The sequence below is a fragment of the Micromonospora sp. 067-2 genome (genome assembly GCF_046549295.1).
Classification (GTDB): Bacteria; Actinomycetota; Actinomycetes; order Mycobacteriales; family Micromonosporaceae; genus Micromonospora.
This window is the reverse complement of the sequence record NZ_JAJPWB010000008.1, coordinates 321006-342956: the sequence shown is the minus strand read 5'-3', so window position 1 is coordinate 342956 and position 21951 is coordinate 321006. Positions and strand designations below refer to the sequence as shown.

The window sequence follows — 21951 nt, the reverse complement described above, 5'->3', positions numbered from 1 at the left end:
CACATGGGCTGCGGCACTACGGCTACGGTCGCCCGGTCGGGGAGGACCCGGAGTAACGCTCCGGGCCGCCCCCGCCTTCGCGCACCGCGGTCCCGCGCTCGTGGACAGCGAGGGTCGCAAGCAGCCGAAGCGACTGGGCGGACGGGCTGGCCGGTTCGGCGTGATAGATGACCAGTGACTGACCGGTGCCGGTGACGAGGAGCTTTTCGTACCGCAGCTCCAGCCCGCCGACCTGAGGATGATCCAACGTCCGCAGACCGCCCCCGGTGCGGGGGCGCACGTCGTGGCGCGCCCACAGCTGGCGGAACCGCCCGCTACGCACCGAGAGCTCGCCCACCAGTTCGGCGAGCTTCGGATCGTCGACGTCCGCCCCGATCAGCGGCCGGAGACCCGCGACGGTACTCGCCGCGACTGCATCCCAGTCGGGAAAGAGGGCCGGCACCGCAGGGTCGAGGAAGATGGCGCGGACCAGGTTGACGCCGGCCGTGTAGATCGGTGACAGCGCCGTCGCCAGCGGATTGGCGAAGAGCACGTCCATGTGTCGCCCGTGCACGAACGCCGGCGTCTCGGTCCACGACTCGACGAGCTGCGCGAGGCCGATCGGTACGCGCTCGGGGCGACGCGGCGGCCGTCGTCGCGGTGCCGGGCGGGCCAGCTCGTGCAGGTGGGCGGCCGCCGCGGCGTCCAGCTGCAGCGCCGCGGCCAGTGCGTCGAGCACCTGCGCCGAGGGGTGCTGATCGCGCCCCTGCTCCAGACGCAGGTAGTAGTCGGCGCTGATGCCGGCGAGCAGCGCCAACTCCTCGCGGCGCAGCCCCGGCACCCGACGGCGGCCGAAGTCCGGCAGACCGACATGCTCCGGGCGCAGCAGCTCGCGGCGCGCGCGCAGGTACTCCCCGAGCGGACTGCGACTGGTCACGCACCGATCGTAGGCGCGCCTCACGGCGTGAACCTGGCCCTGCGACTACCAGGAAAAGCGGGACCCAGCCTGAATACCGGGGATGCGGGAAAAGTCTGGTTACCAGGCGTGACGAGAGGATGGACACCCATGGCACAGCGAATCGAGACCCCGTTCGGGTTCAGCTCCACGGCGGCCGAGGTGCTCGCTGGTGTGGACCTGACCGGCAAGAGAGCGATCATCACCGGCGGTGCAGGCGGAATCGGAGTCGAGACCGCCCGTGCCCTGGCCGGCGCGGGAGCCGAGGTGGTGTTGGCGGTACGCCGGCCCAGCGCCGCCGAACCGGTCGCCGCGGACATCACGGCGACAACCGGCAACGCCGGCGTCAGCGTCCAGGAATTGGACCTGGTCGACCAACGCTCTGTGCGCAGGTTTGTCGGCGGATGGGACCAGCCGCTGCACATCCTGGTGAACAACGCCGGGATCATGGCGCCGCCGGATCTGCAGCGCACCCCCGAGGGCTGGGAGATGCAGTTCGCCACCAACTTCATGGGTCACTTCGCGCTGACCGTCGGGCTGCACGACGCGTTGGCCGCCGCCGGTGGCGCCCGTGTCGTCTCGGTTGCCTCCAGCGGCCACCTGTTCTCCCCGGTCATCTTCGACGACCTGCACTTCCGGTTCCGTCCGTACGACCCCTTCCTCGCGTACGGGCAGTCCAAGAGCGCCGAGGTGCTGCTCGCCGTCGAGGCGACCCGGCGTTGGTCCGGTGAGGGCATCTACGCCAACGCACTGAACCCCGGCGCCATCGCGACCAACCTGCAGAAGCACACCGGCGGGCTGCGGTCGCCCAAGGAGCTCCACAAGACCCCGGAGCAGGGTGCGGCGACCTCCGCACTGCTGGCCGGCTCGCCACTGCTCGACGGCGTCGGTGGGCGCTACTTCGAGGACGTCACCGAAGCCCCGGTGGTCGAGGAGATGCCCCCGAACTACATGGGCGTCGCGCGATACGCGCTCGACCCGGCCAATGCGCAGCGGCTGTGGGATGTCGCCCTCGGGCTCCTCGGCTGAGAAGGCCCGACCGGACGTGCCCGTGAGGGCGGGCGGGAGGTCGCGTCTGGTGAGGCTCATTCAGGTGGACGCCCACACGGGATCACGCGCGGGGCGGACGCCAACCTGTTCCGGCTCGACGTGCGGGGCCACCGGCCGGCAGTCAGCCGGCGCCGGCCGGTGGCGCCGCCGGCAATGCCACCGGCCGCGTTCGCGTGGCTGTGGACCTCAGCGCGAGTAGTGCTCGACCACGAGCTGTTCGTCGCAGATGACGGGCACCTCGGCGCGCACCGGCAGCCGTAGCAGTTGCACGCTCAGGCCGGCCAGGTCGACCGAGAGGTACGGCGCGTTCCGCTCCGGCGCGTGTGCGCCGGCGGCCGCGGCGAGGAAGGGCGTCTTGGTGCGGCTGCCGGCCGTGACGGTGATGACGTCGCCCGGACGCAGCCGCGCCGACGGGCGGTCGACCCGGTTTCCGTTGACGGTGACGTGCCGGTGGGTGACCACCTGCCGGGCCTGGTAGATCGTCCGAGCCAGGCCGGAGCGCAGCACCAGCGCGTCCAGCCGGGTCTCCAGGTCGACGATCAACGCCTCACCGGTCTTCCTCTCGAGCCGGGCGGCCCGGTCGAACGCGCGCCGCAGCTGGCTCTCGCTGAGGTCGTACTGCGCCTTGAGGCGCTGCTTCTCCATGAGGCGGACCTTGTAGTCGCTGGTGCTCTTGCGGGACCGGCCGTGCTGACCGGGCGGGAACGGGCGGCGCTCGAAGTAGCGCACGCACTTCGGGGTCAGTGGGATGCCGAGAGCGCGGGAGCGCTTGACCTTGGGGCGGGACTGGTTCACTTATTCCCTCTCTACTAAGGTAAGCCTAACCTAATAGGAGGTGGCAGGTTGAGCAACACCCGCCCCGACGCTCCCGCTCAGCGGCTGCACTCGATCATCGCCGCGGCCTCGTCGCTGGCGCTGCGGACGCCCGGCAGTCGGGCGCACCTGATCGGCCGGCACGCGCTCGACGGGAACGGCCGCATCCGGATCGACCTACCGGCCGACAGCGAGCTGGCCGGGGAGGTGACCCGGCAGCGCGAGCTGGTAGCGATCATCGAGGTGACCGACCTCGCGCCGACGCCAGTCCGTGACCGGGTCCGGGCCCACGCATCACTGAGCGGCTGGCTCACACCGGCCGCCGTGCACCAGAACGGGAACGGCGAGCCGGAGCTGAGCACCGTGCTCGACCTCGCCGCCGCCGAGCTGACCGTCGACGGAACGGTCAGCTCGGTCGAACCCGACGAGTTCGCCGCCGCCGAGCCGGACCCGCTCGCCACCGAGGAGGCGGAGCTGCTCTGCCACCTCGACCACCACCACCCCCGGACGGTCGCGCAGCTCACCCGGCTGGTCGACCCGCGCCACCGGTACGGCGTGCGGCGGGTCCTGCCGGTCCGCCTGGACCAGCACGGGCTGGTGCTCCGGCTGGAGCGCGCGCGCAACCACCGCGACGTCCGGCTCGACTTCACCCCGGCACTGCGCAATCCCGACGAGCTGGGCGCACGCATTGCCGTACTGCTCGACGCCGCTGCCTGTCATCGGCGGCCGCGCACCCGGTCCCGCTGACCGGAGCTGCCGGCCACCGATCGGACGAAAGCTGCGCTCGGCAACCGCCTACGCCCCGGTCGCCGCCACGCCGCCGAGCTGGTCGGTGTTGCCGGCCGACCCGGCGCTGTTCAGTCCGCGATCGGAGCCCGGGCCAGGAAGTCGCGGATCAGCTCGGCGACCTCGTCACCGGCGCTCTCCAGCAGGAAGTGCCCGCCGTCGAGCAGGTGGATCTCGGCGTTCGGGACGTCGTCGGCGAAGGCGCGAGCGCCGTCGGGTCCGAAGATCGGGTCGTTCCTGCCCCAGACCGCGAGCACCGGCGGGAGGTTGCTGCGTAGGTACTCGTGCAGCGCCGGGTAGAGCGGCGGGTTGGTCGCGTAGTCGCGGAACAGCGCGAGCTGGATCGCGTCGTTGCCGGGCCGCGACAACAGCGCGAAGTCGTGGTGCCAGGCGTCCGGGCTGACGAGGGTCTCGTCGGGTACGCCGGTGAGGTACTGCCATCTGGTCGTCTCGAGCGTCAGGGCGGTGCGGATGTTGGCCTCGGTCTCGGACGTCTGGTCGCGGTGGTAGTCCCATACGGTCTGCCAGAAGTCGGGCACGAAACCGGCGTCGTAGCCGTTGCCGTTCTGCGTGACGATCGCGCTGACGGCGGCCGGGTTGGCCAGCGCGAGGCGCCAGCCGATCGGGGCGCCGTAGTCCTGGACGTACATCGCGTAGCGCTGCACGCCCAGCTGGTCGAGCAGTCCGGCGGTGAGGTCGGCCAGGGCGTCGAAGGTGTAGTCGAACTCCTCGACCGGCGGGGCGGCGGACAACCCGAACCCGAGATGGTCCGGCGCGATCACCCGGTACCGGTCGGCCAGCGCGGGGATCAGGTTGCGGAACATGAACGAGCTGGTCGGGAAGCCGTGCAGGAGCACGATCGTCGGCCCGTCGGCCGGGCCGGCCTCCCGGTAGAACAGCCGCTGGCCTCGGACGGTGGCGTAACGGTGGTGAACGACAGCCATTTCTAACCCCCAAAAGTTGCTTCGGTAGTTAGACTCAAACACGGATCGTGTAACCTGTCAAGCGATGTTTGGAGGTTAGGCTTGTGATCGTGCCGATGACTGACGAAGCGGACGAGGCTCTGCTGCTCGACCTGCTCAACACCACGCCCGTCATCGACGGGGTGTCGCTTGACGATCTGGCCGACGCTGCGGCCGGCATGGCGTGGCTCGCCGCCCATGGCCAGCAGGCCGCCGAGGACGAGTGGCTCGCTCTGCTCGACGCGCGCTCGGCGCTGCAGAGCCTGGTCCGCGGGGAGGAGGCCCCGGCCTCCGTGGGGCGGCTCGTCGACGGCGTGAGCTACCGGCCCGCGCTCGACGCCGACGGACTCACCTGGACCCTGGACCTGCCCGCCGGGCGGTCGGCGGCCGCCCGGGCGGTCCTCGTTTGGGACACGCTGCGGGTATCCAGTCCCGGGCGCCTGCGCCCCTGCGCCAACCCGGAGTGCCGGCGGTTCCTCGTCGACCACAGCAAATCTAACAGCGCCCGCTGGTGCTCGATGGCGATCTGCGGCAACCGCATGAAGGCCCGGCGGCACTACGAGCGCAACAAGCCGTCCCGGGCGGGCTGACCGGCTCGTACGGCGTCGCCGACGGCGCCGGGCACGGCGACACCGTCAGTCACGGTGGCGAGATGCGGGTCAGTTCGACTGGCGGGTGGCGGTGGCGAGGAACCGGTGCTCCGAGTCGTCGTAGCTGGTGAGCTGCCATCCGCTGTGGAGGGTCGACCGGCGCAGTGGAGCCTCGGCGAGGGGTTCGTCAGGATCCAGGGTGCGACCGTGACGGGCGGCGAGAGCAGCCCGGCCGGAGGGGTGGAAGAGCACGAGCCGGCCGCCGGGTCGGGTGGTGCGGGCGAGTTCGAGGAGCCCGGCCTCGGGGTCGGGCAGGTGGGTGATGAGCCCGGCGGCGAAGATCACGTCGACGGTGGCGTCTCCGAAGGGGAGGTGTCGGGCGTCGCCGAGGACCAGGGTCGCCGCCGCGTCGCGGCTGTGGGTGGCGGCGGAGGCGAGCATCTGCGGGGTGATGTCGAGGCCGATGACGGTGCCGTTCGGGCCGACGGCGTGTCGGAGGGCGGGCAGGGCACGGCCGGTGCCGCAGCCGATGTCGACGGCCACCCCGTCGGCGGGAAGTCGCGCCTCGGTGACGGCGGCGCGGTAGGCGGGCAGGTCGTCGCCGAACCTGGTGTCCCAGGTCGCGGCGCGGATGGCGAAGAAGGCCCGCGACTCGCTGAGGTACCACCGTTCCAGGGAGGCGAGCCGGTCGGCGATCTGCCGGATCACCGGCCAGCCCGGATCGTGCAGGTCGACGACGACGTCGCAGCCGTTCCCGCCGCTGCGGTGCGCGGTGGGGTCGACTGGCGGGGTGCGCAGCCAGATGACCACGTCCCACTTCCCGGTGGGCGGGCGGGCACGCCAACGGGGTCCGTCGGCGATCGCGACGGTGTCCGGAGTCCGGTCGGTGTGCCAGCTGTCCTCGTCGGCGAGGGGTGTGGTGTCGGTGAGGCGGGCGCACGGCCGGCCGAGGCGGTGCAGGGTGTCGGCGAGGCGCTCGGCGACCACGGCCGAGTGTGGGGTGCCGCCGTCGACGACGACGGTGGCGGCACCCGGTGGAAGGACGGCCACGAGGTGGTCGAGGACCTCGGTCCACCGGCGGGTCTGCTCGCCGGTCAGGGTCTGCCATTCCGGTACGGACACCGGTTCACCAGCCATCAGTCCATCATGCAGATGCTGGAGGGTTCCCGCTAGCTTCGGCAGCGGATGCGAGCTGCCAGGGCACTTCTGCTGGGCAGTTGCGGCGGGCTACTGTGAGCTGTGTGACGATGTTTCGGATCGGCGAGGCCGCGGAGCTGCTCGGGGTCAGCGTGGACACCGTGCGGCGGTGGGTCGATGCCGGGCGCCTGGCTGCCGATCGGGATGAGCACGGGCACCGGGTGATCGACGGGGTTGCTCTCGCCGGGTTCGCCCAGGCTCAGGCGGGCGAGCCGGAGGGCCGCGCGGAGGCGTCGTCGGCGCGCAACCGGTTGCGCGGCATCGTCACCGCGGTGGTGAAGGACGCGGTGATGGCGCAGGTCGACATTCAGGCCGGGCCGTTCCGGCTGGTGTCGCTGATGAGCCGCGAAGCCGTCGATGACCTCGGGCTCGAGGTCGGTTCAGTCGCGGTCGCCGTGATCAAGTCGACCACGGTGATGGTGGAGAAGTCCACGATGACCACCGGCAGTAGAGGGAGGAGCAGTTCGTGAGAGCACGACGATTCCGCACTACCCTGGCCGCACTCACCGCACTGGCGGTGGTGGGGCTGTCTGGCTGCGCGGGTGGAGACGACACCGCCAGTCCAGGTTCCGGGACCAGCAGTGCGGGCGTCACCGGCACGGTGACGGTGTTCGCGGCGGCGTCGCTGACCGGGTCGTTCACCACGATCGGCAAGGACTTCGAGGCGGCTAACCCCGGGGTGAAGGTCACGTTCAGCTTCGCCGGCAGTTCCGCGCTCGCGACCCAGATCAACCAGGGCGCCCCGGCCGACGTGTTCGCGTCCGCCGCTCCGGCGAACATGAAGGTCGTCACCGACGCGGGCAACGGCGACGGCACCCCGACGACGTTCGTGAGGAATCAGCTCGTCATCGCCGTAGGGAAGGGCAACCCCAAGGGGGTGACCGGATTGACGGACCTGACGAAGCCCGACACCAAGGTCGCGCTCTGCGCCGAGCAGGTGCCGTGTGGAGCGGCGGCGAAGAAGGCCTTGGACGCCGCCAGCGTCAAGGTCACCCCGGTGACCCTTGAGCAGGACGTGAAGGCCGCCCTGTCGAAGGTGAAGCTGGGCGAGGTGGACGCCGCGCTGGTCTACCGCACCGACGCGAAGGCCGCTGCGGCGGACGTGGACGGCATCGAGTTCCCCGAGTCCGCCAAGGCGATAAACGATTATCCGATCATCGTGCTCAAGAACGCCCCCAACAGGACGGCGGCGCAGGCGTTCGTCGCCTACGTGCTCGCCGACACCGGCAAGGGCGTGCTCACCGCGGCCGGCTTCCAGGCACCCTAGCCGAGCAGGTGTCAGCCACCGACGATGCGAGTGCGGCGACGCGACCGGGGACCGGCGCGTCGCCGCACCGGCGTCGCCGCACCACCCGGGTTCCGATCGCACTGCTCATCCCCGCCGCCCTCGGCCTGTTGTTCCTGGTGCTGCCGCTGGTCGGGCTCCTGGTGCGGGCACCGTGGGCCACTCTTGCGCACCGGCTCACCGAACCAGGCGTCCTGAGCGCGATGCGGCTGTCGATCCAGACCGCCACCCTCGCCACCCTGTTCTGCGTCGCCTTCGGCGTTCCGCTGGCCTGGCTCCTCGCGCGGGTCCCGTTCCCCGGCCGCCGGGTCGTACGCGCCCTTGTCACCGTGCCGCTCGTCCTGCCGCCGGTCGTCGGCGGCGTCGCCCTGCTGCTCGTCTTCGGCCGCCGGGGGCTGCTCGGCTCCTGGCTCGACTCCACCTTCGGCATCACACTTCCCTTCACCACCACCGGTGTCGTCATCGCCGAGGCGTTCGTCGCGATGCCGTTCCTGATCATCGCGGTCGAGGGGGCGCTGCGCGGGTCCGACACCCGGTACGAGGAAGCCGCAGCGACCCTCGGCGCCGGCCGCTGGACCACCTTCACCCACGTCACCCTCCCGCTGGTCGCGCCGGGTATCGCCGCCGGGGCGGTGCTGTGCTGGGCTCGGGCACTCGGTGAGTTCGGCGCGACCATCACGTTCGCGGGCAACTTCCCGGGCCGCACCCAGACCATGCCGCTGGCCGTCTACCTCGCGCTGGAGACCGACCTGGAGGCGGCGATCGTGCTCAGCCTGATCCTGCTCACCGTCTCCGTGGTCATCCTCGCCAGCCTCCGCGACCGTTGGATCACCAGCCCGTGACCACCCTCCCAGCCGCCGGGGGCGCACCCGACGCCAGCACACCGATGCTCGACGCCCACCTCGTCATCGACCGGGCGGGCTTCCACCTCGACCTCGCACTGCGGATCCGCGCCGGCGAGGTCGTCGCCCTGCTCGGCCCCAACGGCGCCGGCAAGACCACCGCCCTGCGCACCCTGGCCGGCCTGATCCCGCTCTCCGCCGGGCACATCACCCTGGACGGGCGGGACCTCGACCGACCCGACGCACGACGCTGGACGCCCACCGAACGGCGCCCGATCGGTGTCGTCTTCCAGGACTATCTGCTGTTTCCGCACCTGAGCGCCCTGGACAACATCGCCTTCGGGCCGCGCCGGCACGGCCTCGACCGGCGCCACGCCCGGCAGGTCGCGGGTGAGTGGCTCGACCGGATGAGCCTGACCGGGCAGTCCCACCACAAGCCCCGCCAACTCTCCGGCGGGCAGGCCCAGCGCGTCGCCCTCGCCCGCGCCCTCGCCGTCGACCCGGCGTTGCTGCTCCTCGACGAACCACTCGCCGCACTCGACGCCCGCACCCGGCTGGACACCCGCGCCGAACTGCAACACCATCTCGCCGCACATCCCGGTGCCACGCTGCTGGTCACCCACGACCCGCTCGACGCCCTCGTCCTGGCCGACCGCCTCGTCATTCTCGAGGACGGCCAGGTCGCCCAGGAAGGCGACGCCGCAACGATCACCGCGCAGCCCCGCACCGACTACGTCGCCCGGCTCGTCGGACTCAACCTGCACCGTGGCCGGGCCGACGGTCACACCGTCCGGCTCGACGCCGACTTCTCCCTCACCACCGCCGACCGACTCGACGGCGAGGTCTTCGTCGCGTTTCCACCATCAGCCGTCGCCCTGTATCCGCAGCGCCCTGACGGAAGCCCCCGCAACGTCTGGCCCGCGACGATCGCCGGTATCCAACGCCACGGCGACAACCTCCGGATCCAACTCTCCGGGCCGATCGCCGTCGTAGCCGACATCACCCCCGCCGCCGCCGCGCATCTTCACCTCGCCCCTGGACAACCCCTCTGGGCCGCGGTGAAGGCAACCGAAACCCGCATCTACCCGGCCACCGTCCCTGGACGACAACGGAGGCAGTGACCGCCCGGAGGTGGACGACGACGGCAACGTCAGCGGGCGGCCCGGCCGGGCTTCAGTCGTGATCGCGGCGGCGGGCCTCGTCGACCGCGGCCATGTGCTGCTCTGCCCACGCGCGGATCGCCGCCAGCGGGGTGTCCAGCGAGAGGCCCAGGTCGGTGAGCGCGTAGTGGACGCGCGGCGGCACGGTGGCCTCGACCCGACGGGTGACCAGCCCGTCGGTTCGCAGGCTCCGCAATGTCTGCGACAGCATCTTGTGCGACACGCCGGGTGTGCGGCGGCGCAGCTCGGCGAACCCGAGCTCACCAGGGTGGGCCTCGGCGAGCACCTTGACCAGCATCGACGTCCACTTGTCGCCGATCCGGTCGAGCAGTTGGCGGGTGGGACAGGCCGGGTCGAAGAGATCCCCGGTTACCCCGGGCTCACCAGGTGACGCTGAGGTACCGTCTTGTCCGGCCATCCGATGCCCCCCAGGATTGCGGTAGGTAACCAACGGTAACCCCTGAGGATGAGATGAACCTGCAGCGGATCAGCACCAACGGCACCACCCTGAACGTGGCTCTGGAGGGTGCCGGGCCGCCGGTGCTGCTTCTGCATGGTTGGCCGCACACGTGGCAGGTGTGGCGTCAGGTCCTGCCGCTGCTGACCGGGCGGCGTCAGGTGATCGCGCCCGATCTGCGCGGGTTGGGCGACAGTGCGCGTACGGAGGACGGCTTCGACGCCGCGACAGGTGCCGAGGACATGCTGGGCCTGCTCGACGCCCTGGACGTGCGCCGTGCCGATGTGGTCGCCCTCGACGCCGGAGTGCCCGCCGCCTTTCTGCTCGCAGCGCTGCACCCCGGCCGCGTACGCCGTCTGGTGCTGATGGAGGCGTTGCTGCCAGGGCTTCCCGGCGGTTTCGCGGCGCCACCGTGGTGGTTCGGCTTCCACGCCGTTCCCGGGCTGGCCGAGTCGGTGCTCGAAGGACACGAGGACGCGTACCTCGACTGGTTTCTCACGGCTGGCACGTACGAGCACCGGGGCGTGCCCGCGGACATCCGGGACGCGTTCGTCGATGCGTACACAGGCCGTGAGGCATTGCGTTGTGGCTTCGGCTACTACCGGGCGGCCGCGCAGAACGCGACGGCGATCTCGGCGGCTGGGCGGCTCACCGTGCCCACCCTCGCCGTCGGTGGCGACACGGTCGGCGACCTGCTGCACGAGCAGTTGAGGCCGGTCGCCGACGACCTGACCGGGACGATCGTCGCGCGCAGCGGCCACCTCGTCCCGCTCGATCGTCCAGACGCCGTCGCGGAACTCGTCCTCGACTCCGAGGCGAGCTGACCCCGCTCAGACCGTCTGCCCGTCGGCGACCAGCAGGGGCACGCCCCGCGCGCGCAGCGCGGCCAGGGTCGGCTCGGGGGTCGCCGGGTCCAGAACGACCAGGTCGAAATCGGTCAGTGGCGCGAGGTTGTGCAGGCCCTGCTTAGTGAACTTGCTGTGGTCGACGAGCAGCACCCGGCGGGCGGCGGAGTCCATCAGTGCGCGTTTGACGGCGACCGTCTCCTGTGACTGGTGGTAGCAGATCCCGTTGGTGATCGCCGTCGTCGACATGAACAGGATGTCGGCCCGGAGTTGGCGGATGGCCTCGCTGGTGCGCATGCCGAGGAACGCGTCGTACGCGGGGTAGTAGGCCCCGCCCAGCCCGATGAGATCGATACCGGGTTCGCCGGCGAGCCGGTTGACCACGGCGAGGAAGTTGGTGATGACGGTCAGCGGGCCGCGCGTCGGCAGCAGTCCGGCGAGGCTCAGCCCGGTTGTGCTCTCGTCGATCATGATCGACTGCCCCGGTTCGACGAGGGTCAACGCCGTCTCGGCGAGTTGCCGCTTCACATCCGCCATCGCCTCGACCCGATGGCGCACGTCACCGTGGTAGAGCGCGGAGGGCTGTGCGGTCGCGCCCCCGCGCACCTTGCGCAGCCAGCCCTCGCTCTGCAGCACGTCGAGGTCGCGGTGCACGGTCATCAGGCTCACGCGGTGCGTCGACGCCAGTTCCTCGATCCGTACGTAGCCCTCGTCGACGACGCGGCGTCGGATGATGTCCCGGCGCTCCCGCGGCCCCGTCGGTTCGTCGGTGGCAACCGGTGGATCGGTCGCCGGATCGCTGCCGGCCACGGGCTCTCCCTCGTTCGGGTGTGACGTCCGGTCGAAGGTAACAGGCGCACGACTCGGGCCGACCGCCACAAGGGACGGTTTAGCCGTGTGATTTTAACATTCAGAGGCGTTAAATCGATGCTGCTCTTGACATCAATGGCTGCCGTCATGTTACGTACTTCACACAGCCTCCGTCCGTCGTGACACCACGTCAGCCCCGCAGGCCGCCCCACCGGCACCGCCGACCGAACAAGGAGCACTCGATGAAGTCCGTTCCATTCCGGCTGTTCGCCGTGGCCGCCCTGCTCACGCTGGGGGTCACGACCGCCTGTGCCGAGGAGCCCGGCACCGGCGGTGGAGGTGACACCGCCAAGGCCAAGATCGCATTTCTGATGCCCGACATCGCCTCGACCCGCTACGAGCTGTTCGACGCCCCGCTGTTCAAGGCGAAGATCAAGGAGCTGTGCGCCGGCTGCGAGGTGCTCTACCAGAACGCCAACGCCGACGCCTCCAAGCAGCAGCAGCAGGCCAACTCGGTGCTCGCACAGGGGGTCAAGGCCATCGTGCTCGACCCGGTCGACTCGGCCGCGGCAGCCACCATCGTGCAGACCGCCCAGTCGCAGAAGGTGCCGGTCATCGCCTACGACCGGCCCATTCCGCAGGCGAAGGCCGACTACTACGTGTCCTTCGACAACGAGAAGATCGGCGCGTCCATCGCCCAGTCGCTCGTCGACCAGCTCAAGGCCAGCGGTGCCAAGGGCGGCATCCTGCAGGTCAACGGCTCGCCCACCGACGCCGCCGCCGGCCTCATCAAGAAGGGCGTCCACAGCGCCGTCGACCCGAGCGGCATCAAACTGCTCGCCGAGTACGACACCCCCGGCTGGCAGCCGCCCAAAGCGCAGGAGTGGGTCAGCGGCCAGATCACCAAGTTCCCCGGCCAGATCGCCGGCGTGGTGGCCGCCAACGACGGCACCGGAGGCGGCACGATCGCCGCGTTCAAGGCGGCCGGCGCACCGGTGCCGCCGGTGACCGGCAACGACGCCGAACTCGCCGCCGTGCAGCGCGTCATCTCCGGCGACCAGTTCAACACGATCTCGAAGCCCATCAAGATCGTCGCCGAGGCGGCGGCGGAGATCGCCTGGAAGTTCGTCCAGGGGCAGCCGCCGGCCGCCAAGACAACCCTGTTCGACACGCCGTCGGAGCTGTTCACGCCCACCGTGGTGACGCAGAAGAACGTCGTCGAGGTGATGCTCGGCGCGCAGGGTGGGCTCAAGCCCACCGAGGTGTGCACCGCCGAGTACAAGGCAGCCTGCGACAAGCTCGGAATCAAGTGATCGGTCGGCCGGCCTCCCGTGCCCGTCGTGGCAGGGACGCCGGCCGACACCCCACCCCAGCACCGCCGTTGTCGCATCCCGTCCCGGAGGGCTCAGATGTCGTCACCGCCGACCACCCGTCCCACCAGCGCGCCGGAGAGCGTGCTGTCCCTGCGCGGTATCACCAAGAACTTCGGCGCGGTCGCCGCGCTCACCGGCGTCGACCTGGACGTGGCCGCCGGTGAGGTGGTCGCCATCGTCGGTGACAACGGGGCCGGCAAGTCGACCCTCGTGAAGATCCTCTCCGGTGTGCACCCGCCCGACTCGGGCACCATCACGTTCGAGTCCGCGCAGGTCAGCATTCCGAGCCCGGCGGCAGCGCACCGGCTCGGCATCGCGACGGTCTTCCAGGACCTGGCGCTCTGCGAGAACCTCAACGTGATCGAGAACCTCTTCCTCGGTCAGGAGATCCGCGCGCTGCGCCTGAACGACGTGGCCATGGAGGTGCGCTCGTGGGAGCTGCTGCGGCAGCTCTCCGCCAAGATCCCCACCGTGCGGATCCCGGTCGCCTCGCTCTCCGGCGGGCAACGCCAGACGGTGGCCATCGCCCGGTCGCTGCTCGGCGACCCGAAGATCATCATTCTTGACGAGCCGACCGCCGCGCTGGGTGTGGCGCAGACCGCCGAGGTGCTCAACCTCATCGAACGGTTACGTGACAACGGGCACGGCGTGATCATGATCAGCCACAACATGGTCGACGTGAAGGCCGTCGCCGACACCGTGGTGGTGCTGCGCCTCGGTCGCAACAACGGAGTCTTCCCCGCTGCCGGCGTGTCATCCGAGGACATCGTCGCCGCCATCACCGGCGCCCGCGACAACGTCGTGTCCCAACGTTCCACCCGCTCCGGCGCGGCCGTTGCGGCGGCAGACCTCCCACGATCCGGCCCGTCCACCACCCCCACCGCCTCGAAGGGTTCAGCGTCATGAGCGACCTCGACACCGCGCCCGTCCCGGCGTCCGCCACCGATCTGCAGGACGAGCGCCTGCGCAGGAGCACCAGCATCGGCGGGTCCATCGCCCTGCTGCGCGACCAGATCCGGGGCGGCGACCTCGGGCTGATCCCGGTCATCGCCGGTCTTGTCGTCATCGCCACCGTGCTGCAGATCCTCAACCCGATCTTCCTGTCCAGCACCAACCTGGTGAACCTGCTGCTGGAGTGCGCGCCCGTGGGTGTCATCGCGCTGGGCATCGTCTGCGTGCTGCTGGTCGGCGAGATCGACCTCTCGGTGGGCTCGGTGAGCGGCCTGTCGGCGGCCACCGTGGCCATCGGATTCGTCAACCGGGACTGGCCGGTCTGGCTGGCGATCGTCGCCGCCGTGGCGATGGGGTGTGTGATCGGTTGGGTCTACTCGCAGGCGTTCAACCGGTTCGGGGTGCCCAGCTTCGTCATCAGCCTCGCCGGTCTGCTCTCGCTGCTCGGCGTCCAGCTCAAGGTGCTCGGTGCCACCGGATCGGTCAACCTGCCCTTCGACTCGGCGCTCGTGCGTTTCGCGCAGCTCGCCTTCGTACCCGACTGGCTGTCGTACCTGCTGGTCCTCCTGGCCGGCGTGGCCCTGTTCGTCGTCGGCTACGCCCACGGGCGCGCTCGCCGCCGCGCCGGGCTGTCCGACCGGTCGCTCACCGTGCTGGCCGTCCGCAGTGCCGCGCTGGTCGTGATCCTGGGCTCGGCGGTCTGGTACCTCAACCGCACCCGCGGAGTGGGCTGGATGTTCGTGCTGTTCGTCGCACTGGTGCTGGCGCTGCACTACGCCCTGTCGCGGACCCGGTGGGGAAAGTCGATCTACGCGGTCGGCGGTAACGTGGAGGCCGCGCGCCGGGCCGGCATCAACGTGCGGGTCGTCTACACCTCGGCCTTCGTCCTGTGTACCTCGCTCGCGGCGCTCGGCGGGGTGCTCGCCGCGGCCCGCCTCGCGGCGGCCAACCAGAGCAGCGGCGGCGGCGACGTCAACCTCAACGCCATCGCCGCGGCCGTCATCGGTGGCACCAGCCTCTTCGGAGGACGCGGCACTGCCTTCGCCGCGCTGCTCGGCATCCTGGTCATCCAATCCATCTCCAGCGGCCTGACCCTGATCAACCTCGACTCGTCCTACCGCTTCATCGTCACCGGCGTCGTGCTGCTGCTCGCCGTCGCCGTCGACTCGGTCGCCCGCCGGTCCCGGAAGTCTTCCGGTCGGGCCTGAACCACCACCGAGGCCGCCGGCACACCGACGCCAGGCATGGCGCCGAGCAGGGAAAGGGGAGGCCGATGACCGCCGTCTGCATCGACGTGGGCACGACAATGATCAAAGCCGTGGGGTACGACGACGACGGCGTCGAGACGGTCGTGGTACGCCGGCCCGCCGCCGTCACGCGTCCGCAGCCGGGCTGGGCCGAGCAGGACATGGCGGCCGTGTGGGAAACGGTCGTGGCCGCCACCCGTGCGGCGGTGGATCGGCTGCCGGGTGCCGTGCAGTTCCTGGCGGTCACCGCACAGGGTGACGGCAGTTGGCTGGTCGACGCGCACGGTCAGCCGACCGGGCCGGCCATCCTGTGGAACGACGGGCGGGCCGCGGACGTCGTCGACGGTTGGACGCGGTCCGGCGTGCTCGCGAAGGCGTTCCGGATCAACGGCTCGCTGACGTTCGCCGGGTTGCCCAACGCCATCCTCGCCTGGCTGCGGGCGCACGATCCGGACCGGCTGGACCGCTCGGCGCTGTCGCTGACCTGTGGTGGCTGGATCGTCGGCCAGTTGACCGGCGAGCTCGCCGTCGACGAGTCCGACGCCTCCGCCCCGTTCCTGGCCATCCGGCAGCGCACATACTCGGCCGAGCTGCTGCAGCTCCACGGCCTCGGCTGGGCCGAGCACCTGCTGCCGCCGGTCTGCGGTGACGACAGGCGGGTCGGCGGCCTGCACCCACGCGCCGCCGCCGCCCTGGGGCTGCCCGCCGGCCTGCCGGTGGTCCGGGCGCCGTACGACATCGCCGCGACCGCCATCGGGGTGGGTGCGGTGCGACCCGGCCAGTCGTCGGCGATCCTGGGCACCACACTGTGCACCCAGACCGTCACCGCCACGGTGGACCTCGACGGTCGGGAGCCGGCCGGGCTCACCGTCGCCCTCGGTCTGCCCGGCCGCTACCTGCGGGCGTTTCCGACGCTGGCCGGTGGCGAGGTCGTGCAGTGGGCGTGCCGGCTGCTGGGGCTCGCCGATCCGACCCAGCTCACCGAGCTGGCGTTGGGCGGCGCGTCGGGCGCGGGTGGGCTGTCGTTCCTGCCGTACCTGTCCCCGGCCGGTGAGCGGGCGCCGTTTCTCGACCCGCTGGTCCGTGGCGCTTTCGTCGGGCTCAGCGTCGAGCACCGCCCGGAACACGTCGCCCGGGCCGTTCTCGAGGGGTTGAGCTTCGTCGTCCGCGACTGCCTCGACGCGACCGGCACCGCACCGACCGAGCTACTGGTCAGTGGCGGTGGAGCGGCAAGTACCGGCTGGTTGCGGCTCATCGCCGACGTCACCGGCGTGCCCGTGCGTCGCGGAGTGGACGCCGAGGCGGGTGCCCGTGGCGCGTACCTGATCGGGCTCGTCGCCACCGGCCGGGCCACCGACGTCGAGTCGGCGGTGACCCGGTTCGTCCGCGCCCGGGACTCCTTCGAGCCGGTGCCGGCACAGTCGGCCCGGTACGCCGAACTGTTCGAGGACTTCCGGTTCATCCGGCGTACCCTGGCGCCTCTCGGGCCCCGACTGGCGACGATGCGTGCGGGCACGGTGGCCGCGTGACGGCCCGACCCGCGCCGGCGGACGGCCGGTTCGCGGCGGGGGAGCGGGCGGAGCACCCGCCGTCGGCGGCCGACGGGGTGTGGGTCGGCATCGACCTGGGCACCCAGAGCGTCCGGGTCCTCGCCGTCGCCCGCGACGGCCGGGTGGTGGGCTCGGGCAGCGAACCGTTGACCAGTCACCGCGCCGGCCCCCGACACGAGCAGGACCCGCAGCAGTGGTGGCGGGCCGTCTGCGTCGCGTCGCGACAGGCACTGCGGGCGGTGCCACCGACCCTGGTCCGGGCGGTGGCGGTGGACGCCACCTCCGGGACCGTCCTGCTCACCGACCGGGCGGGCGACCCGCTGACACCCGCCCTGATGTACGACGACACCCGCGCGGCCGGCAGCGTCGAGCGCGTCAACGAGGCCGGAGCCGACGTCTGGGCGGAGATGGGATACCGCCGGATGCAACCGGCGTGGGCGTTGCCGAAGCTGCTCTGGCTGCTCGACGCGTACCGCGATCTGCCCGTCGGCGCCCGCCTCGCCCATCAGAGCGACTTCGTCAACCGCCGGCTGACCGGTACCGACGTCGCCACCGACCTGAGCACCGCCCTGAAGACCGGGGCCCACCTCGTCGACGAACGCTGGCCGGCCGAGGTGCTCGACCGCCTCGGCGTGCCCAGCGGCCTGCTGCCGGCGCTGGTCCGCAGCGGAACACCGATCGGCACGGTCGGCGCGGCGGCCGCCGAGGCCACCGGCATTCCCCCCGGCACCCGGGTGGTGGCTGGCATGACCGACGGCTGCGCGGCCCAGCTCGGCGCCGGGGTGCTGTCGGTGGGCAGTTGGAACGCGGTCCTCGGCACCACGTTGGTGCTCAAGGGGGTGACCGCCGACCTCGTGCGGGATCCCGGCGGGGTGCTCTACTCACACCGGTCGCCCTCCGGCGACTGGCTGCCCGGCGGCGCGTCCAGCACCGGCGCCGGCATCGTCGCCCGGGACTTCGCCGGCCGGGACCTCGCCGCACTGAACCAGGCGGCCGCCCGCCACGAACCGTCCGACGCCGTCGCCTATCCGCTGGCAGGTCGCGGCGAACGCTTCCCGTTCGTCGCGCCGGAGGCCGAGGGTTTCCTGCTCGGCGAGCCGCGCGACGACGCCGAGCGGTACGCGACGGTCCTGCAGGGTGTCGCTTTCGTCGAGCGGCTCTGCTTCGACTACCTCGACCGGTTGGGCGCACCGGTGGACGGCGACCTCGTGCTGACCGGTGGGGCCGCCCGCAACGACTACTGGAACCAGCTGCGCGCCGACGTGCTGGGCCGGGCGGTGAGCCTTCCGGTCAATGCCGAGCCGGCGCTCGGCATGGCGATCCTGGCCGCCGCACCCGGCCGACCACTGTCCGACGTGGCCGCCGAGATGGTACGGATCCGGCGGCGCCTGTACCCACGCCCGTTGAGTCGGGGACGCTACGACGCCGCGTACCTGCGGCTGGTGACCGAGTTGGAGCGCCGGGGCTGGCTGCCGACGGAGGTCGCCGCACACGCACGCGAGAGGACACCACGATGACCCACCTGGTTCTGGTCCGACACGGCGAGACCGTCTGGCACAGGGAGAACCGGTACGCCGGAGTGAGTGACGTCGCCCTGACCGCGCGTGGCTGGGACCAGGCCCGCCAACTCGCCGGCTGGGCCGCCGCCGCCGACCTGAGCGCGGTGTGGGCCTCAGATCTGACCCGGGCGCGACTCACCGCCCAGGTGTGTGCCGAGACCGCCGGCATTCCGCTGCGGGTCGACGACCGGCTGCGCGAGTTGGACTTCGGTGACGGTGAGGGGCTGACCGCCGCCGAGATGACCGAGCAGTTCCCGGAGGCGCTGCACGCCTTCCGGGCCGATCCGGTCGGCCGGCACCTGCCCGGCGGCGAGGACCCGACGGTCGCGGCTGGCCGGTTCATCGCGTGCCTGACCGAGATCGCGGCCGCCCACCCCGAGGGCCGAGTGCTGGTCGTGGCGCACACCACCGCCATCCGGCTGGCGCTCTGTCAGCTCATCGGTGTGCCGATGCGGGAGTACCGCCGGCTGTTCCCGTTCGTGCGCAACTGCGCTTTGACCGAGCTGCTCCTGCGCGACGGACAGGCCTCGATTCTCGAGTTCAACACACCGATCGATCGGACGAGCCGGCAGGCCGAGGCGCCGGCGGAATCCACACCGGCACAGTGACGACCCCAGAGTTGGAGTGCAGATGACCATTCGCGTGCTCGCCGCCGGCGACCACTTCGTCACCAATGGGCTGCTCGCGGACGCGCTGCGGGAGGCGATCGGTGCGGGCTGCGACGTCGCCGAGCTGACCCTCCCGTGGCCGCTCGAGCCGTTCGGCAGGGTCGCGGAGGTCGACGAGGCATCCGGCACCGAGGATGAGCTGATCGAGGCGCTGCGCGGGGTGACGATCTGCCTGACGCAGATGGCACCACTGACCGAACGGATCCTCGCGGCCGCACCGGACCTGCGGCTGTTCTGCGTCGGTCGCGGCGGGCCGGTCAACGTCAACCTCGACGCCGCCAGCCGGCACGGGGTGGCTGTGTCGTACGCGCCGGGACGCAACGCCACGGCCACCGCCGAACACACCCTGGGCATGATCCTCGCCGTGCTGCGCCGCATCCCGGAAACCCACACGGATCTCGCCGCCGGTCGGTGGCGCGGCGACTACTACCGCTACGACCAGGTCGGCCCGGAGTTGGCCGGCAGCACCGTCGGGCTCGTCGGCTACGGCGCGATCGGCAGCCGGGTGGCGCGGATGCTCGCCGGGTTCGGCGCCGACGTGCTGGTCCACGACCCCTACGTCGCACCGGAGGCTCTCGCGGGCGCCGCCGAGCAGGTGTCGCTGGACGACCTGCTGCGTCGCTCCCGGATCGTCAGCCTGCACGCCCGCGCCACCCCGGCCACCCGAGGCATGATCGGCGCGGAGCAGATCGCCGCGCTCCCGGCGGGGGCGGTCCTGGTCAACTGTGCCCGGGGCGCACTGGTCGACTACGACGCCGTGTGCGACGCCCTCGACTCGGGGAAGCTCTTCGGGGCCGCGTTCGACGTGTTCCCCGAGGAGCCCATCCCCGCCGGCGCCCGGCTGCTGCGTACCCGCGGCGTGGTGATGACCCCCCACCTGGCCGGTGCCAGCCGGCAGACCGCGGAGAACGCCGCCCGGATCATCGCCGCGGAGGCCGGACGCTACCTGCGGGGCGAACCGCTGGCACACTGCGCCAACCCAGGCGTTCAGATCCGCCGGCCGGCGGGCTGACGCTCCAGATCAGTCGCCGAGCGCGGCGCTCGAGCCGCCCCCGGATAGGTTCGCCCACAGCGGGTAGGCGGCGCGCGTGCCCGCGAACCAGGAGCCGGCCGCCGAATCCAACCGGGCACCGCACGGGCGGTCGCCGGTCGGCCGGACGTTGGCGGGCCTTCACAGGCGTGGGCAACAGGGGCTCCGTGCTCGCGTCTGGCGGTTACGCCTGTTCGGTCTGCTCGCGTTGCAGGCTGGCATCGCGGCGGCGATCGCCTGGTTCGTGGCGTACCGGTTTCTGGGTAACACCTCGCCGGTCTTCGCGCCCACCACCGCGGTCGGCATCGTGGCCGCCTCGATGGGGACACGCCTACGGCGCACGATCGAGCTACTGGCCGGGGTGGTCCTCGGGCTCGCCGTCGGTGACACGCTCATGCCGCTGTTCGGCATCGGACCCTGGCAGACCGGCGTGGTCGTCGTGCTGGCGATCATCGTGGCCATCCTGTTCAAGGGCGGTGGCTCGCTGTTGACCCAGGCCGGCGGTACGGCGGTGCTCATCGCCACCCTGGAGCCGCCCGTGCGTGACCTGTCCATCCCCCGCTTCGTCGACGCCGCGGTCGGTGGGCTGGTCGGGTTGGCCGTCGGTCTGCTTCTGGTGCCCATCCACCCCCAACGAACGGTGCGGCGGCTGGCCGAACCCGTCCTCGATCCGGGGATCGCCGCCATGCGCGCCCTGGCTGCCTCGCTACGTGCCCGAGATCTCGCTGAGGCCGAGCGGAGCCTACGCCGGTTGCGCGATCTCGACCCACGGCTGACCGCGCTTGACGAGGGGCTCGGCGCCGCCCAGGAGGTGGTGCGATTGGCACCGCTCCGCTGGCGCGACCGCACCTCCCTGTCGTTCTACACCACGGCTGTCCGGCATCTGGAGCGCAGCCTGCACAGTTGCCGGTCTGTCGCACGGCGACTGACGACAGCTCTGAAGGACGGTGAGCCGATACCTGCGGAGCTTCCGGCGGCCATCGACCTGCTGGCCGACAGTGTGCAGACTCTGCGATTCGCGATCCGGGCGCGCGAGGAGCCCCACGGCGCGCGCGAGCAGGTCCTGGCGGCTGTGCGGTTGGCCGGACGAGCGCAGGGGAGCAGATCGCCGGACGACGGCCGCCAGCATGCCCGACGCCTGGGCTACTCCGGGCTGATCGCCGTGGGTGAATTCCGGACAGCCGCGCACGACCTGCTCATCGCCAGTGGCGTGGCCCCCGACGAGGCCGCCGACCTGGTCAGGCAGGCGGTGGACCAGGGTGAGCAGGACTAGAGCGTGTCACTCGAGAGAGGCAACGTGTCACGCCGGCTTGCTGGACGACAGGACGTCGAGGTAGTGCGGGTTGTTCATGACGCCCAGCACGTTGCCGAACGGGTCGACCACCGACGCCGTGACGAACCCCTCGTCGCCGTGGGGAGTGATCGGCTGGTGTTCGGTGGCGCCCATGGCCAGCAGTCGCCGCACCGTGGCGTCGAGGTCGTCGACGTGCCAGTGCATGACGGCGCCGCCGGGTACGGCCGGGCCGGGCGGCGCGTACCTGCGGTCGATGATCCCCATCTCGGCCTGGTAGTCGCCGATGCGGAACTCGGTGTAGGCGGGGCGTCCGTCGGGGCCCGGCCGGAGGAAGTAGGCCTCCGTGCCCAGGAACTCCGCGTACCAGGCGGTGGCCGCGGCAACGTCGTCGGCCCAGAGGGTGAGTGTGGCGAATCCTCGCAGGCTCATCGGGTGTCCCTCCGTCGATGTCGTCTGCGATCACGCTATCCGCCGTGGCGGACGACGGAGCTGCCGGCGCGCAACGGCTTGGTCAGCAGTGCCGTGAAGCGTCGGGGGGCCACGCGCAG

At 71.4% G+C, this 21951-nt stretch carries 23 protein-coding genes; 16 read left to right on the top strand and 7 right to left on the bottom strand.

Annotated elements, in window-relative coordinates:
* Positions 1-22: 22 nt before the first annotated feature.
* Positions 23-916 carry a helix-turn-helix domain-containing protein gene (locus ACLJN9_RS21340; protein WP_410813214.1) on the bottom strand — a complete coding sequence of 298 codons (894 nt, stop codon included), beginning with the start codon at positions 914-916 and terminating at the stop codon, positions 23-25.
* Between the two features lie 129 nt (positions 917-1045).
* On the opposite strand from ACLJN9_RS21340, the gene ACLJN9_RS21335 reads away from it, so the two are divergent.
* Positions 1046-1963, top strand: coding sequence for an SDR family NAD(P)-dependent oxidoreductase (locus ACLJN9_RS21335; protein WP_410813213.1), 918 nt, complete (start codon positions 1046-1048; stop codon positions 1961-1963).
* 207 nt (positions 1964-2170) lie between these two features.
* On the opposite strand, the gene rpsD is transcribed toward ACLJN9_RS21335, so the two are convergent.
* Positions 2171-2779 (bottom strand): 30S ribosomal protein S4, encoded by a 609-nt coding sequence (rpsD, locus tag ACLJN9_RS21330; protein ID WP_410813212.1) that lies wholly within the window; start codon positions 2777-2779, stop codon positions 2171-2173.
* A 33-nt stretch (positions 2780-2812) separates the two neighbouring features.
* Between rpsD and ACLJN9_RS21325 the strand changes: the two genes are divergently transcribed.
* Complete coding sequence (locus tag ACLJN9_RS21325) at positions 2813-3544, top strand: DUF2470 domain-containing protein (RefSeq protein WP_410813329.1); 732 nt, start codon at positions 2813-2815, stop codon at positions 3542-3544.
* A gap of 110 nt (positions 3545-3654) precedes the next feature.
* Here ACLJN9_RS21325 and ACLJN9_RS21320 read toward each other — a convergent pair whose 3' ends face one another.
* Complete coding sequence (locus ACLJN9_RS21320; RefSeq protein ID WP_410813211.1) at positions 3655-4527, bottom strand: alpha/beta fold hydrolase; 873 nt, start codon at positions 4525-4527, stop codon at positions 3655-3657.
* A gap of 95 nt (positions 4528-4622) precedes the next feature.
* Between ACLJN9_RS21320 and ACLJN9_RS21315 the strand changes: the two genes are divergently transcribed.
* Positions 4623-5135: a CGNR zinc finger domain-containing protein gene (locus tag ACLJN9_RS21315; RefSeq protein ID WP_410813210.1), complete on the top strand. Its 513-nt coding sequence runs from the start codon at positions 4623-4625 to the stop codon at positions 5133-5135.
* Positions 5136-5204: 69 nt separating this feature from the next.
* Here the strand turns inward: ACLJN9_RS21315 and ACLJN9_RS21310 are convergent, their stop codons facing one another.
* Complete coding sequence (locus ACLJN9_RS21310) at positions 5205-6272, bottom strand: class I SAM-dependent methyltransferase (protein ID WP_410813209.1); 1068 nt, start codon at positions 6270-6272, stop codon at positions 5205-5207.
* A gap of 104 nt (positions 6273-6376) precedes the next feature.
* On the opposite strand from ACLJN9_RS21310, the gene ACLJN9_RS21305 reads away from it, so the two are divergent.
* From ACLJN9_RS21305 to ACLJN9_RS21290, 4 genes are all read left to right on the top strand, one after another.
* Positions 6377-6802, top strand: a complete 426-nt coding sequence (locus ACLJN9_RS21305) for a TOBE domain-containing protein (protein WP_410813208.1) — start codon at positions 6377-6379, stop codon at positions 6800-6802.
* Positions 6799-7599, top strand: coding sequence for a molybdate ABC transporter substrate-binding protein (gene modA, locus ACLJN9_RS21300; RefSeq protein ID WP_410813207.1), 801 nt, complete (start codon positions 6799-6801; stop codon positions 7597-7599). Before ACLJN9_RS21305 ends, modA begins: the two co-directional genes overlap by 4 nt.
* Before the next feature lie 95 nt (positions 7600-7694).
* Complete coding sequence (locus ACLJN9_RS21295; RefSeq protein WP_410813328.1) at positions 7695-8459, top strand: ABC transporter permease; 765 nt, start codon at positions 7695-7697, stop codon at positions 8457-8459.
* A gap of 44 nt (positions 8460-8503) precedes the next feature.
* Positions 8504-9580, top strand: coding sequence for an ABC transporter ATP-binding protein (locus tag ACLJN9_RS21290; RefSeq protein ID WP_410813326.1), 1077 nt, complete (start codon positions 8504-8506; stop codon positions 9578-9580).
* A gap of 52 nt (positions 9581-9632) precedes the next feature.
* On the opposite strand, the gene ACLJN9_RS21285 is transcribed toward ACLJN9_RS21290, so the two are convergent.
* A complete protein-coding gene (locus tag ACLJN9_RS21285; protein WP_410813206.1) occupies positions 9633-10037 on the bottom strand; it encodes a winged helix-turn-helix transcriptional regulator in 405 nt (134 codons plus the stop codon).
* Between the two features lie 53 nt (positions 10038-10090).
* On the opposite strand from ACLJN9_RS21285, the gene ACLJN9_RS21280 reads away from it, so the two are divergent.
* A complete protein-coding gene (locus ACLJN9_RS21280) occupies positions 10091-10900 on the top strand; it encodes an alpha/beta fold hydrolase (protein ID WP_410813205.1) in 810 nt (269 codons plus the stop codon).
* Positions 10901-10906: 6 nt separating this feature from the next.
* Here the strand turns inward: ACLJN9_RS21280 and ACLJN9_RS21275 are convergent, their stop codons facing one another.
* Positions 10907-11731, bottom strand: coding sequence for a DeoR/GlpR family DNA-binding transcription regulator (locus ACLJN9_RS21275; RefSeq protein WP_410813204.1), 825 nt, complete (start codon positions 11729-11731; stop codon positions 10907-10909).
* Between the two features lie 242 nt (positions 11732-11973).
* On the opposite strand from ACLJN9_RS21275, the gene ACLJN9_RS21270 reads away from it, so the two are divergent.
* The 8 genes from ACLJN9_RS21270 to ACLJN9_RS21235 all read left to right on the top strand — a co-directional run bounded on the left by ACLJN9_RS21270 (position 11974) and on the right by ACLJN9_RS21235 (position 21382).
* On the top strand, positions 11974-13044 hold the full coding sequence (locus ACLJN9_RS21270; protein WP_410813203.1) for a sugar ABC transporter substrate-binding protein: 1071 nt from the start codon (positions 11974-11976) through the stop codon (positions 13042-13044).
* A 96-nt stretch (positions 13045-13140) separates the two neighbouring features.
* The gene (locus ACLJN9_RS21265; protein WP_410813202.1) at positions 13141-14010 is read left to right on the top strand and encodes an ATP-binding cassette domain-containing protein; all 870 of its coding nucleotides are present in this window, start codon (positions 13141-13143) and stop codon (positions 14008-14010) included.
* Positions 14007-15263 (top strand): sugar ABC transporter permease, encoded by a 1257-nt coding sequence (locus ACLJN9_RS21260; protein WP_410813201.1) that lies wholly within the window; start codon positions 14007-14009, stop codon positions 15261-15263. The genes ACLJN9_RS21265 and ACLJN9_RS21260 overlap by 4 nt, the downstream gene beginning before the upstream one ends.
* A 65-nt stretch (positions 15264-15328) precedes the next feature.
* Positions 15329-16831 carry an FGGY family carbohydrate kinase gene (locus tag ACLJN9_RS21255; RefSeq protein WP_410813200.1) on the top strand — a complete coding sequence of 501 codons (1503 nt, stop codon included), beginning with the start codon at positions 15329-15331 and terminating at the stop codon, positions 16829-16831.
* Positions 16828-18369: an FGGY-family carbohydrate kinase gene (locus tag ACLJN9_RS21250; RefSeq protein WP_410813199.1), complete on the top strand. Its 1542-nt coding sequence runs from the start codon at positions 16828-16830 to the stop codon at positions 18367-18369. The genes ACLJN9_RS21255 and ACLJN9_RS21250 overlap by 4 nt, the downstream gene beginning before the upstream one ends.
* On the top strand, positions 18366-19019 hold the full coding sequence (locus ACLJN9_RS21245; protein ID WP_410813198.1) for a histidine phosphatase family protein: 654 nt from the start codon (positions 18366-18368) through the stop codon (positions 19017-19019). Before ACLJN9_RS21250 ends, ACLJN9_RS21245 begins: the two co-directional genes overlap by 4 nt.
* A 22-nt stretch (positions 19020-19041) precedes the next feature.
* Positions 19042-20091, top strand: coding sequence for a 2-hydroxyacid dehydrogenase (locus ACLJN9_RS21240; RefSeq protein ID WP_410813197.1), 1050 nt, complete (start codon positions 19042-19044; stop codon positions 20089-20091).
* Between the two features lie 76 nt (positions 20092-20167).
* The gene (locus ACLJN9_RS21235) at positions 20168-21382 is read left to right on the top strand and encodes an FUSC family protein (RefSeq protein ID WP_410813196.1); all 1215 of its coding nucleotides are present in this window, start codon (positions 20168-20170) and stop codon (positions 21380-21382) included.
* 27 nt (positions 21383-21409) lie between these two features.
* Here ACLJN9_RS21235 and ACLJN9_RS21230 read toward each other — a convergent pair whose 3' ends face one another.
* Positions 21410-21832 (bottom strand): VOC family protein, encoded by a 423-nt coding sequence (locus ACLJN9_RS21230; protein ID WP_410813195.1) that lies wholly within the window; start codon positions 21830-21832, stop codon positions 21410-21412.
* Positions 21833-21951 lie beyond the last annotated feature (119 nt).